The organism is Blastocatellia bacterium, assembly GCA_035275065.1.
GTDB lineage: Bacteria > Acidobacteriota > Blastocatellia > UBA7656 > UBA7656 > DATENM01.
The window spans coordinates 275,648-288,821 of record DATENM010000054.1 but is presented as its reverse complement, the minus strand read 5'-3'; the positions used below and the strand labels follow the sequence as shown (position 1 = coordinate 288,821).

Genomic DNA, 13,174 nt, shown 5'->3' with positions numbered 1-13,174 from the left:
AACCTTCATGACGAAAGATGAGGAGCGGAAGGTCGGCCAGATCGTCGTCCATCATTGGGCGGTGACCAGTCTCATCTACACGATGAATGAGCGGCTTCAGCTGGCCAAGACGATCCAAGACGTCTTGCGGGTCTGCGCAGAGTTTGCCGCCTCCAGCACAAACGCCGATGGCAGCCTGGTATGCATCCATCGGGGAGAACCTGACGGGAAGCCGCTTGTGGTGACGACGGGCGATAAGGCGCCCGCCGCAGCCCCGCTATTGCAGCCCGACCATCCATTTTATCAGCGGGTCTTGAACGCGGGCAGTTCCTGGCAAGCGCACGACCTCGACGACGAGCAACGGCACCGCCTAGCCCTGGCGCAGACCCATGCCTGTGCCGTGCTCGCCGTGCCGATCAAGCGCGGCGAAGGGCAAATTCTTGGCGGCATACTGGTCTGGAAAACGCAGAGCGCGACCTGCTTTGACAGCCGGGAGGCCGACCGTTTGCAGTTGTGCGCCAGTCAGGCCGGGCTGGTTATAGAAAACCTCAGCCTGCACCTGGTGGAAGAAAAGATGGCCGTCTGGGAAACGCTCTCCAGGGGCATGGCCTTCGAGATCCACAACCCCATCACGCTGCTCGGCATTTGGCTGGGGGAGCTTGAGCGCGACGCCGCGAAACAATGGGGCCCCGACTACGCCGAGGACATCAGGAGCCGCTTCCTGTCCAAGATGAAAGCGATTTTGAAGGAGGCTGACGCCGCGACGCGCGAGTTCCTGTTTGATTTCGACGTGAATGCCGCCTCTAACCGGGCGCTGGTCGAAGCTAAGGCGCTGATCGAGGAGAGCCTCGCCGATATCCCCAACTGGGAAGGCAAGGTGGATTTGCGGGGCCAGGAAGTCCGCGTCTTCATCAACCGCCGCCGCCTGAGGGCGGCGCTGCGCGACATCGCGCAACACGCCATCGCCCACCTGCCGGCTAGAGAGAAGTTGCGCATCGAGGTGACTGCGAGCGGCTATGAGGGCTTGGCCGCGCGGATCGTTTATTCATTTCCGGTGCCGCGTGCTGACGAGACCGACCCGAAGGCTTCTATCTTTTTATTCAGAGAAGACGAGTTGATCGAGGGCCTGATCCGAATCGACAAGGGGCGCTTTCAGGAACAAACCGACGCCGGCAGGCACGAGATCACCGTGAGCCTGCCGTGTGACGAAGTCTAAAGCCGCGCTTAAGGGAATGGTGGATGAACCAGATCTTATTTCTTGAGAGTGATGTGAACCTTGCCAGAGAGGTGCAGGAAGTCTTAAGAAGCCGAGGGTATCAGGTGACCCTTTCTCAAACGCCGGATCACGCACGTCAACTGCTCTCCAGCGCCCCGCCCCAAGTGGCGCTGATCAACCTCAACATGCATGCGAGCCGGGGGGTGGAGGTACTGAAATACATTCGCGAAGAGGAACTCCTCACGACGCCCATCGCCGTACTGGACAGCCGTAAGGCTGAACTCGTCAACGAGGCGGCGCGGCTGGGCTGTCTCGCCTTTGTCGACAAGGGGCACAATTTTCTCACACAGCTGGAGGACCTCCTGAAGCAGATTCAGCACCGATTCGCCAGGAACTTCAGGCCGACCGGGGCGGGAGCAACCGCCATCTTTGAAGTGTTGGTCAACCTCGAAGAGAAAGCCCTGTCGGCGAGCTTGCGGTCCTCGGGGAGCGCGCTGGAGTTCGGCCGGACCGGATTGCGAGGGAACACCGGCAAGCGACTCGATTACTTTATCCGCGAGTCGCAGCGGATCAACGACGCCATCAAACGCGGCTGGCGGCCGCAGGACAACCAGGAGATGCACAGGCTGGGCAGCGAGTTAACCGAGGAGGTCCTCGGGATTTCCCGAGTCCTTTACGACTGGTGGACGCAGGTCGCGGCCACGCACCCTGATCTGTGCGTTGTCTTCGGGAGTGAGATTGAGCTGATCCAGTTGCCCATAGAGCTTATAGTCGGCCCGCCGGTGGGCCAGAGTGGGGTCGGCTATCTGGCCCTCGAACACGCGTTGGTGCGGCGCGTGGCAGGCTATCGGTGTAAAGAGGCCGGCCTTTCAATCCAGAGCCTGTGGGGCCAGACGCCGTTAAACGTGCTGCTGATCGGCGCGAACACTTCAGGCGTCTTGACGCTGCCGAATCAGGATCAGGTCAAGCTCGACAAGATCCCATCGGTCGACGAGGAGGTCACCGAACTGGACAATTACTTCAACGGCCTGCGCGGCCATTTGATCGGCAAGGTGCGTACGCTAGCGGGTCCTGACGCCACCTTCGGCAACGTCAAGAAGGAATTCGAGAGTGACACCCGATGGGACATCGTTCACTTCGCCGGGCATGGCATCAACTACGCGCGCGCGCCCGAGCTCAGCGGTCTGGTGTTACGCTCGCGGCCGGGCCCGCTCTCTGTCCTTTATGCGGGAGACTTGAAGGAGTGTCTGAATGGCAAGCCGCCGCGCCTGGTTTATCTGAATGCCTGCGAAGCCCTGCCGGCACCGCCGATGAGTGGCGGCTACCGCAAGAGCTACGCCATTCTCGACACCCTGCTGCGTGCGGGCGTGCCGCACGTGCTGGGGTCCCGGTGGGGGCTGGAAGATGATAAGGCACCTGAACTCGCCCTGGCGTTCTACCGCCAGATGTTAAACCAGCGGACGCCGGTCGAGTGGGCGCTGCTAAAGGCACGCCAGGAGATGTGGGCCAACTACAACGACCGGTCGGCCATCTGGGCTTCGCCGGTGCTGGTTTCTCAAGTGCCCGTAGAGGATTATTACCCGCTGCCTTCCCCGTCGGCCCGCAAAAGGCGAATGCCGGACTACCCGCCTGCGGGGTGAAGGTCTGAAGAAATAACGACATAGAAAAAGACTTGGCCGAACCGTTGCGATCAATAACCCGTATCGTTGCCGTCGAGGCCGAGCTTGAGGATTCCGCTCATGAACCGAGCCGCCCACAGCCTGGGCCGCTCGGTCATCTACACTAGGGATCGGAGGCGCTGCGTATGCGAGTGATGAATGTCCTGTTAGTCCTGGTGGGCGCGCTGGGAGACCTAGCATGGCGAAAGTTCCTTGTTGATGCGAAAGCGATGGAGGCGGCTCACCCGGACGTGAGCGTACTTCTGGTCGATGTGCCCTGGAGAAACGCCGGGCTGCCGCTCGATCAAGAATTACGCTTACGCATCGGCCAGAGGCTGATTGAGCTGCGTGCCGAGAAGGTTAACCTCAGGTCGAACATCGGCAACACGCCGCTCCCTTGGGAGGTCGAAGAATTCGTCACCACGCAACTGAACACCGGTGACGCCAACCGCGAACGAGAGGGGTTGGAAGGTCAACTGAGTCAGGAGATTTCCTGGTTCACAGAAAAGTCACGGGCCGGCCACGTGCGCTACTGTTCCGACCCGGTTGCCGCTACGGAGATCGCCCGCACCCTGAAAGATAGTGATTGGAAGATCGCCGTCTTCGTCGCGACTCCGCCGGACGCTTACCCGGCGATCATCAAGCAATGGAGCCGGCTCGCCGACCGCATTGTGCTGGAAAAGCCGGCGAGCGGGCTAGGCCCGGGCGAAGAGCCGGGGTCACTCGTCTATCCGGGCACGGGCAGGTTGCGTGACGTGGCTAAGTCGGTCACGCCGCCGGCGCAGATCGCCACCAACGATCATTACAATGCCAAGCTGATCACCCGTGCCCTGGATCGCATTCGCGACTACCACCTATTTGACTACTGGCTGGACCCGTCACGCATCAAACGCATCCGCGTAGAGTTGCTTGAGCCGGCTCCCCTGCCGCTGGGCCGTTGTGGCTTTTATAACGGGGCTGGCGGGGCGTTCGGGGATATGGTCCCGCACCTGCTGCAAGCGGTGCGTGCTTTGCTCGGGCTTACGCCTGACACGCTCAAAGTCCGCTTCGGGGATGAATTCTACTGGGGGCGCTATAAAGACGCGCCCCTCGCCGGCTCCTTCGTGACGCCGGTGGGATACCCGTATCAATATAACCCCGGCTATTACCAGCCGCTGAATGAGCAGACGGAAACCTTCGTCGCCTTTGAAGCCAAGATAGAGATCTACGACACGTCCAGGCCGGGGAAGCCGCCGGCTGAGATTGACCTGTACTGCCGCACCGGCAAAGGCTTCAGCCCTGCGCATAAATCCATCAGTGTGGACGTCGAGTATAGCCCCTCGGGGGTCGAGGCCCGTCTGATCTTCAACTTTGAGAATGGCGACATCTCGGTCCGCGACGACCGGGGCGGGTTCCTGCTGGCGACCGGGAAGCTGCAAATCGACGAACCCTTTCAATCCGGCATTCCGTGGGTAGATAAGGGACACCAGGAGTATAAAGGGATTTTCAAAGCACTGGTCAGCAGCGAGTGGAAGGCGGACGCCCTCAACTCTCGGTATTTTCCCACCGTAACCGACGCGGCCGACTTATGCGACATCGTCTACCAGCGACTCATCGCCGAGCGCGCCAAGCGCATCGAGCGCGGCGAGCCTCTCCTCACCTATGAAATCGGCGACGTGAACAGCTGCCTTGAGCTGATGAAACTCTTGGATGAAAAAGCTCACTGGTAGAGTAAACTTGAACTATGGGAGATGACTTATGGAAACTGAGCAAGAAGCCGAACCGCAAGAGGCCGAAACCTTTCGGCCCTGTCATGCCCGCCGCATCTATGCCGGCAGAGACGCCGACGTGTTTCGAGAAGCTTTCCTGCTTCCCCTCCTGTCGCAGCACCATGCCTATCGCGTGCAGGGCTATGTCCTCGACCTCTCCGAGGACGGAAGCCTAAACCGAACGGTCGAACAGATGCAGGTGTCGCGCGAGGTTCGCGCGGACTTGCAGGTCGTTTGCTCGCCGCCGGAAGACGATGCGGCCATGAGGGCGTTGTGGCACTTGGTCAGCGATTGCGACCCGAGCGTGCTGCCGAATGAGGTCCTGTCAGAGTTGAGCCAGCGCGAATACCCGCGGCTATTGAGAGCCTGCCGCGGGCTCGCCAATAAGCGATTTTTTGGCAGGGGCCAGGCTCAGCCAATCAGTCACCCATTCGAAGACCTCGAAGGGCAGATGGGCTTTGACCAGTTGCGGACGCGCGTCAGTGATTATGCTGCCCCCGCGCGCCCGCGAGCGCTCATCGTCGCCGCCAAGCCGGTGTCCTGTTCGCTGACCGTGCGGCTCTATGGCGCGGGGGCACCCTGGCTGTCGTTCGTGCAAATCGTTGACGGTGCCAGCCATCTTGACGATCTGTGGTCCAGCATGCCGCCAGACTTGGTCTGCGCGGACATCGAATCGTTCGAGGCCCTTCACCTCCAACCGCTCTGGTCAGAATCCGTGTGGGTGATTGCCGCGGACGACCAGGAGCAGGTGAAGCGGTTAGTCGCCTTCAACTACTCGGATGACATCGCGCGGTGGAGCCGTGCCCCGCGTGTCATCATATGGTGGTCGCCGAAGCGCTCGCAAGCCCTCTCGCCTGTCTGCGCCACGTGGCCTTTGAGGCGGAACTGGGACCTGTTGCCCGAAGTGAGCGGCTATCAACCGCGCCCCGAAATGGACATACTGCGATCCTTATGGCAAGACGGCTCGCCGCACGTCGTCGGACTCGTCGGACTCGGGGGCGTCGGGAAGACGACCCTTGCCTGCCAGTTCCTAAAGGAGTGCCGCACGTTTGGTGATAAGAAGGACTCGCATGTGTCGGGGCCGAGCCTGCCTTCAGCCGATGCCATCTTCGTCTGGGACTTTCATGCGAAGCCGTTTTACGAAACCTTCTTACGGTCCTTCGCCGAATACCTCAACCCAGACCTCCTGGACCCCGCGACCGGCGACCAATGTTTGGCTTACCTCCGTCAAGCGGTGCAGGAGAGATATCTGCGGCGCGTGCTGCTGGTGCTAGATGGGCTCGACGTCCTTCAACACCCGGGCGGCGAGGCGACCGACGAAGGGCAGATACGAGCGCCCCACATCTTACAACTTCTCGAAGAGATCGCCAAAGGAGAGATGCCGATCCTTGCCCTGATCACCACCCGCCTTGAACCGGCTGAGTTGCGGAGGCCCGGCAGGGCTTACTCATCTATACAGGTCGGGGGCATTCCGCCCGAAGCCGCCGCTGACTTGCTGCGCCACTGCGGAGTTCAGGGTGACGAAACGCAACTGGTCGCGCTGGCTGCCCGCTTTGGCTTCCATGCGATGACGATCTACCACCTTGGCCGACTGCTGGGCGATTTTTATGATGGCGATATCGCGGCGGCTGACCGCCTGCCTCCCGTCGAAACCATAATGCAGACCGGGAGCAGAGAGGTAGACGAGTACAACTGCCGATTCATACAACTGTTCGCCCGTTACGAAGAGCGCCTGCCCAGGCAGGAGGTGGCAGCCCTTCAGCGTGTTGCCACCCTGGGCTTGCCGCTCTCTACGAAGGAATTCCAGCAGATCCTTGCCGAGTCCGAGGACAAAGAGCTAGGAAGGGTTCACCTGGAAGAGTTACAAGCCTCGATGAATGCTTTGCATGACCGGCAACTCTTAAACGCCTACGCCGAACCTGACCAGGTAGTGATGTACTTTACACATCCGACGCTGTCTAATTATTTTGGCCAGTCGCTCACGTTCGACGCGGAGCCTCTTCACGGGGGCGCGATCAAACACTTCGAGCGACAGTTGCACGAGACAATGCTGCCGGGGAGTTGGTCAACCATCGGCAACGTACAAACAGGCGGGGCGATCCGGATGCGTAGCGCAGCCGTCGGCCCTGAAGACTCAGCCGACCAATACCTGACCAATGTGATCGCTCTTGATCTGATGGAAAGGATCATCTCCCATACGGTGCAGGCCGGCCACAAGGAAGAAGCCCGCTTGCTCTATAAGTGGCGCATGGGGGGCGACCAGCATTTAGAGTCTATAGGTCAGAGGGAACGGGCGCGACGTATCAGAGAGCTGTTGTGGGGGACTGCCTCATAACCAAGCCGGCCCTGATCGGTCAGGGAGAGTGGGGGCACAATGGGTGACAGCCTAACCCCACCTGTCAGTAAGAAGCGTCTCTGATTACCGGGGACATTCGAGTCCTGCCAAGCTGCTTCATCCATCCCCGCCGCAAGCGGCAGGGCATTCAGAACCGTTTTCGTAAAACCCCTGTTGACAATATTCGTTATAACGAGTATATTCCTGAGGTGGCTGGCAAACTGCGGAAAGAGCTGAAACAAACCAAGCCGTTCGCCTGCAAGGAAGAAGAAGTTCATCTGAACATCATTCGCACGGCAGAATGGCTGTCGTCTGCCTTCAGTGAAACGCTCAAGTCGGCGGACCTCACCCCCACTCAGTACAATGCGCTAAGGATTTTGCGAGGCGCCGGGACAGAAGGCCTGTCTTGCAGCCAGATCAGTGAACGCATGGTGACGAAAGACTCGGATATTACGCGGCTGTTAGACCGCCTCGAAACCCGAGGATTGATCTCACGGGAGCGGGAGTCGAAGGATCGCCGGGTCATCATTACTCGCATCACTGAAGGGGGACTGCGCACGCTTGCTGAGCTTGATAAACCCATACAGGAACACCATCGCCGACTCCTGAAGCACATGGGAGAAAAAGAGCTGGCTAGCTTGAGCAATCTGTTAGAGCAAGCCCGCAAGAGCGCCGATTAATTTTTTTCTCAAATAGTCGTTATGACGACGGATGTGAAAACATTTACCTGGCTGGACACGACAGCCATTTGGAGGAACCTTATGTCTAAACTGAACTCATTCACTTTCAAGTGGGCGCCGCGCCTGCTCAGCGTCCTGCGCGTCATCATTGCGTTTCTCTTCATGCAGCACGGGGCGCAGAAACTCTTCGGGTTTCTCGCAGCCCAGCCGGCAGCTACGCCCTCGCTGATTTCAATGGTAGGCATAGCCGGAGTGCTGGAGTTTTTCGGCGGCCTGCTGATCCTTCTGGGTCTTTTCACGCGACCGGTGGGGTTCATTCTTTCCGGCTTGATGGCGGTCGCTTATTTTATGGCTCATGCGCCGCAAGGCTTCTGGCCGGTAAGGAACGGCGGAGAGCTGGCCGTGGTTTACTGCTTCGCGTTTCTTTATATGGCTGTGGCCGGCGGAGGGACGTGGAGCCTGGATCAAGTCTTGCGGCATGGCAAGCGCCTGCCAGATTTTGGCCCGGCAAGTCACGAAGTCAGAAAAGCCGCATGATCGGCCAGGGGAAAAGAGCGCGGCGTATGGCCTGGGCTATACATCCAGCTCGCTCGTTTTAACGCTTTCCCAGGAAAGCAATCACCGGGGGTACCATGATTAAAGTAAGACCATCGGGAGAACGTGGTAAGACGCAGACGGGCTGGCTTGACAGCCATCACACGTTTTCTTTCAACCGTTACTATGACCCGCGTTATATGGGCTTCCGCGGCCTGCGGGTCATCAACGAAGACTTCGTCGCGCCGGCTCAAGGGTTCGGCACGCACTCGCACAACGACATGGAGATTCTCTCCTACGTCGTCGAGGGGGCGCTCGAACATCGTGACTCGTCCGGCGGCAGCGGCGTGATCCGTCCCGGCGAGCTTCAACGCATGAGCGCCGGCACAGGCGTCAGTCACAGTGAGTTCAATGGCTCCGAGACCGAGCCCGTCCATTTCCTTCAGATCTGGGTCGTGCCGGAGCGTGAAGGCTTAAAGCCGGGTTACGAGCAGCGGGCTTTCTCTGAAGGCGAGCGGCGCGGTCGCCTGCGGCTGATCGCTTCGCGTGGAGGCGATGATGGCTCGGTGACCATCCACCAGAACGTGAAGGTCTATGACGCGTTGTTGGCGTCCGGTGACGATATTTCCTATCAGCTCGACGGAGACCGCCACGCGTGGATACAGGTGGTCAAGGGCGCGGTCAGCGTGAACCGCACGACTTTGCGGGCGGGCGATGGGGCGGCCATCAGCGAAGAGACGGCTCTGAACATCCGGGCGAGTGAAGACGCGGAAATCCTGCTCTTTGATCTGGCCTAGTTCACGGTATGGTTTTGGCGTGGTGTCCGATTGCCATTGAAGGGTCATCCGATTTGAACGCTGAGCATGGAGATCGAACCTCCGTCGAATCCTTCCACAGGGAAAATGATCTTCTCGCCTGCTCTTCGCAGGGCGATCACATAGAGCAGCGGCAGATAGTGGTCGGGCGTCGGCGCCGCAAGCTGCGCGTCGCGGCCCAACCCCTCGTAGTTGATCAGCGGAGCGTCGTCGCCAGCGAGCAACCACTCCCGCGCCTGGGTTTCGAATCTGACGGCCCAGTCGAAAGGCTCGACCTTATGACGACCCCAGGCATAGGTATGCAGGTTATGCACGAGGTTGCCGCTGCCGATGACGAGTATCCCTTCGTCGCGCAGCGTAGCCAGCCGCTTTCCGGCTTCGTAGTGGAAAGCGGCGGGTTGCGTTTCGTCGATGCTCAGTTGCACCACAGGGATATCAGCTTCAGAGAAGACGTGATAGAGCACAGACCAGGTGCCGTGATCCAATCCCCACCGGTCGTCTAAGCCCACAGGCAGCGGGGCGAGCAATTCTCGCACGCGGCGCGCAAGCTTCGGGTCGCCGGGCGCTGGATAACTTACCTCGTACAACTCCTGGGGAAAGCCGCCGAAGTCGTGAATCGTGCGCGGTCGCTCCATCGCTGTCACCAGCGTTGCGGGCAAGTACCAATGCGCCGAAACACAAAGAATCGCTTGCGGCCTGGGAATACGCTCACCGATAGCCGCCCAGCTTTCGGTCCAGGCATTTGTTTGTAGCGCGTTCATCGGGTTGCCGTGCCCGAAGAAGATGGTAGGCATAGGCTCTGTCATATTCTTACCCCGCTAATAGCGTTTTGCCGCATTGCTATGGTTGAGCCGCTGCCGCGATCTCTGCGGTCACCGTGCGCGCCTGCTTCCGCTTGAAGTAGAAGTAGACCGGCAGACCAAGCGCAATCAGCACAAGGCCGATCACCGATTCGACAGGGCTTGTAACAATCGTGTTGATGACCAGCCACGCCGCGACCAGCATGAAAAGCAGCGGCACGAGCGGGTAGCCGAGGGTTTTGTACGGGCGTTCTACATCGGGCATCTTCCGGCGCAGCACAAAGACCGCGCTCACCGTCACGCCGAAGAAGAGCCACAGCGCGAAGATCGTGTAGGTCGTGATTTGATCGAAGGTGCCTGAGAGCGCCAGCACACAGCCCCACGCCGATTGCGCGCTGATCGCCCAGATCGGCGCGCGCCGCCTGGCGCTCACTTCGCCGACCCGCTGGAAAAACAACCCGTCCCGCGCCATCGCAAAGGGAATGCGTGCCTGCCCCATAATGCATCCATTCAGAGCCCCGAGGGTGGAGACGACAAAGGCTATCGAGATGAAAGCCGCGCCGGTGGAGCCGAAGAAGGTTTGCGCCGCTTTCGCCGCGACCGGCAGCGCATCCGGGTGCGCCGTCGAATTTGCAGTGACGATTTCAGCGACCGGCAGCGCGTAAAAATAGGCCAGGTTCGCCAGCAAGTAAGTCGCCATAACGGCGAGCATACCGAAAATCAGGCCGCGCGGCACATTGCGTTGCGGGCGCTGCACCTCGCCGGCGACGACCGGCAACAGATACCAGCCGTTGTAAGCCCAGAGCGCCGCCATCATCGCCGCGCCAAAGGCTGACACGCCGCCCACGGCTGAGGTGCCGCCCGACGTTGCCAGATGCGACCAGCCTGCGTTGCGCGAGAAAAAGAAGACGCCGACAACGATGACTGCAATGCCCAACAACTTGGCCGCTGTTAGCACGGCCTGCACCCGCCCGCCGACCGCCACGCCGATGCAGTTGATCGCCGACAACAGCACAATCGCGGCGACTGCGACCACCTGCGACAGGCCGAACTGCCAGTGGACTTCCTGCCCGAACAGATGAAACGTCCGTTCAGCCCACGCGCCGCCCAGCGGGATCAAGGCCGAAAGGAAAATAGCGAATCCAGTGCTGAGGCCGGCAATCCCGCCTGCTCCCGCGACAGCAAATTGCATCCAGCCGTAGAGAAAGGCCGGCGCATCGCCGAAGGCTTTGCCGAGGTAGACATATTCACCGCCGGCGTGCGGGTACATCGCGCCAAGCTCGGCATAAGCTAACGCGCCGGCGAGCGAGAGCAGTCCCGCCGCAAGCCACGCCAGCAGCACTAGCCCAGGGCTGCCCAATTGCTGCGTCATCACCGCGGTCTTCAAAAATACCCCCGTGCCGATGACCGTGCCGACGACTAGCGCAATGGCGTCTGTCAGCGTCAAGGCGCGGAGCAATGATGGTTTCGTTTCTGCCATACAAGACATGCCCTCTCTTCAGCCCTTGGTCCTACCGCGGGAGATTATACAGGGTTATCAGTAGAGCGGAAGTCCGGCAATGAGCTATTGAAAAGATGAGGCCGCGATAGGTCTAATTGGAAGAGGAGGGCGTCAGGGCAAAGGCCGGAACCCGTCACCGGCGGTCTGCTGTAGCAAGGGTTGCCGTGGGCGGAACAATGCGAGTGTGTTTCACCATGTTCCGCCTGCGGAGAGCGAGCGCCAGTCCATCAGTCAGACTGAGGCGCTCTGACCTGGCGATCACGCCGCCGGCGATTAGCTGCGATGGCGGTAGGTGATGCGGCCCTTGGTCAGGTCATAAGGCGACAGCTCGACGGTCACGCGGTCGCCGGCCAGCACCTTGATGTAATGCTTGCGCATCTTGCCGGCCAGGTGCGCCAGCACTTCGTGGCCTTGCGCCACTTTCACTTTGAACGTCGCGTTGCCTTTGCATTCGACGACGGTGCCGTCAACGGCGATCATATCTTCTCTCGGCATGTATTTCCTTTCTCGGCTTGGCTCTTGCGGGAGCCGTCCGGTCATACTTGAAATCGCTCTGGCGCCGGGCGAACCGCGTTGCCGCGTGTCCGCCTGACGCTTAGTAAACGGCCATATTATCGGCGGGCGGCGCGGCCCCCGGCAAACGAGCGGCGCGAAACCGACCGCAAGCGGGCGATCTCGCTCGCCAGACGAATCTGCTCGTCCGAGCGCCCATCGGTGAAACCATGCACGCGCTGACGTTCGAGCTTCACGCCCGTCGAGCGCTCGATGGACTCCAGCATCGATTCTTCTTCGGGGCTGACCAGCGTCAGCGCCGCACCCTGGCGGCCGGCGCGCGCCGTGCGCCCGACACGGTGAATGTAGTCTTCAGCCGTCGCCGGCACTTCATAATTGATGACGTAAGCGATGTCGTCAATGTCAATGCCGCGCGCCGCTACGTCAGTCGCCACCAAGACGCGCACATTGCCTGAGCGAAAGCTCTGCAAGGCGCGGTTGCGCTGCGACTGGCTGCGATCTGAATGCAGCGTTTCGACTTCGTGCTTGTTGGCGGTCAGGATGTGCGCCAGGCGGTCGGCGCCGCGGCGCGTCTGCGTGAAGACGAGGATGGCGCCGTCGGTCTTCTGCTTGAGCAGAGCCAACAGCAGCGGCGTCTTCGCATGCGCGAGCACAGGGAAAGCCGTCTGCGTCAGCGTTGCCGTCGTCGTCGTCGTTGGCGACGCCGCGACACGCACACAATCGTTCAGCAACTCGCGACTTAAAAGCTCGACGGCGCGCGACATGGTTGCCGTAAACAGCATGGTCTGCCGCTTCGCGGGAACGTGCCGGACGATGCGCCGCACCTGCGGCAAGAATCCCATGTCGAGCATGCGGTCGGCTTCGTCAAGCACCAGCGCTTCGATGGCGCCCAACTGCACGGCGTTGCGTTCGAGCAGGTCGTTCAAGCGCCCGGGCGTGGCGATGATGATATCCACACCAGTGCGCAGCGCCTTGATCTGCCGCGCGATGTTTTCGCCGCCGACGACTGAAACGGTGCGCAGGCGCGCGGCGCGGCTGAAGTCGCGGGCATTGGCTTCGATCTGCAAAGCCAGCTCGCGGGTTGGCGCCAGCACCAGAGCGCGGGCCGCGCCCGCCCGTTCGAGCCGCTCGATGATCGGCAGCAGAAATGCCGCCGTCTTGCCTGAGCCGGTCTCGGCCGTCGCCAAAATGTTTTGCCCCGCCAGCAGCGGCGGGATGGCTTTCGCCTGGATTTCTGTCGGCACTTGGAGGCCGAGCCGTTCAATTACACTGACAAGCTGTGCGCGCAGGCCAAGCTTGTGAAAATTATCTAAATTCATGAACCTTTCTTTCGTTGCGGCGTGGCGGCGGGTTGCCGGCGTCGCCGCAGCACTGGTGATTGCAGGGGTGTTGCAG

At 60.5% G+C, this 13,174-nt stretch carries 11 protein-coding genes; 7 read left to right on the top strand and 4 right to left on the bottom strand.

The window, feature by feature from the left end; genetic code table 11:
• Positions 1–7 precede the first annotated feature (7 nt).
• The 7 genes from VJ464_12540 to VJ464_12510 all read left to right on the top strand — a co-directional run bounded on the left by VJ464_12540 (position 8) and on the right by VJ464_12510 (position 8,947).
• Positions 8–1,195 (top strand): GAF domain-containing protein, encoded by a 1,188-nt coding sequence (locus VJ464_12540; GenBank protein ID HKQ05956.1) that lies wholly within the window; start codon positions 8–10, stop codon positions 1,193–1,195.
• 23 nt (positions 1,196–1,218) lie between these two features.
• Positions 1,219–2,835 (top strand): CHAT domain-containing protein, encoded by a 1,617-nt coding sequence (locus VJ464_12535; protein HKQ05955.1) that lies wholly within the window; start codon positions 1,219–1,221, stop codon positions 2,833–2,835.
• Positions 2,836–2,999: 164 nt separating this feature from the next.
• The gene (locus tag VJ464_12530) at positions 3,000–4,562 is read left to right on the top strand and encodes a hypothetical protein (protein HKQ05954.1); all 1,563 of its coding nucleotides are present in this window, start codon (positions 3,000–3,002) and stop codon (positions 4,560–4,562) included.
• A gap of 28 nt (positions 4,563–4,590) precedes the next feature.
• Complete coding sequence (locus tag VJ464_12525) at positions 4,591–6,936, top strand: NACHT domain-containing protein (GenBank protein ID HKQ05953.1); 2,346 nt, start codon at positions 4,591–4,593, stop codon at positions 6,934–6,936.
• 209 nt (positions 6,937–7,145) lie between these two features.
• Positions 7,146–7,616, top strand: coding sequence for a MarR family transcriptional regulator (locus VJ464_12520; protein ID HKQ05952.1), 471 nt, complete (start codon positions 7,146–7,148; stop codon positions 7,614–7,616).
• Between the two features lie 21 nt (positions 7,617–7,637).
• Positions 7,638–8,153, top strand: a complete 516-nt coding sequence (locus VJ464_12515; protein HKQ05951.1) for a DoxX family protein — start codon at positions 7,638–7,640, stop codon at positions 8,151–8,153.
• A 95-nt stretch (positions 8,154–8,248) separates the two neighbouring features.
• Entirely contained in the window at positions 8,249–8,947 is a 699-nt protein-coding gene (locus VJ464_12510) for a pirin family protein (GenBank protein ID HKQ05950.1), read from the top strand.
• Positions 8,948–8,991: 44 nt separating this feature from the next.
• On the opposite strand, the gene ygiD is transcribed toward VJ464_12510, so the two are convergent.
• The 4 genes from ygiD to VJ464_12490 all read right to left on the bottom strand — a co-directional run bounded on the left by ygiD (position 8,992) and on the right by VJ464_12490 (position 13,098).
• Positions 8,992–9,759, bottom strand: a complete 768-nt coding sequence (gene ygiD / locus VJ464_12505) for a 4,5-DOPA dioxygenase extradiol (protein ID HKQ05949.1) — start codon at positions 9,757–9,759, stop codon at positions 8,992–8,994.
• 46 nt (positions 9,760–9,805) lie between these two features.
• On the bottom strand, positions 9,806–11,245 hold the full coding sequence (locus VJ464_12500) for an amino acid permease (GenBank protein ID HKQ05948.1): 1,440 nt from the start codon (positions 11,243–11,245) through the stop codon (positions 9,806–9,808).
• Positions 11,246–11,539: 294 nt separating this feature from the next.
• On the bottom strand, positions 11,540–11,761 hold the full coding sequence (gene infA / locus VJ464_12495; GenBank protein ID HKQ05947.1) for a translation initiation factor IF-1: 222 nt from the start codon (positions 11,759–11,761) through the stop codon (positions 11,540–11,542).
• A 116-nt stretch (positions 11,762–11,877) separates the two neighbouring features.
• Positions 11,878–13,098 carry a DEAD/DEAH box helicase gene (locus tag VJ464_12490; protein HKQ05946.1) on the bottom strand — a complete coding sequence of 407 codons (1,221 nt, stop codon included), beginning with the start codon at positions 13,096–13,098 and terminating at the stop codon, positions 11,878–11,880.
• Positions 13,099–13,174: the final 76 nt, after the last annotated feature.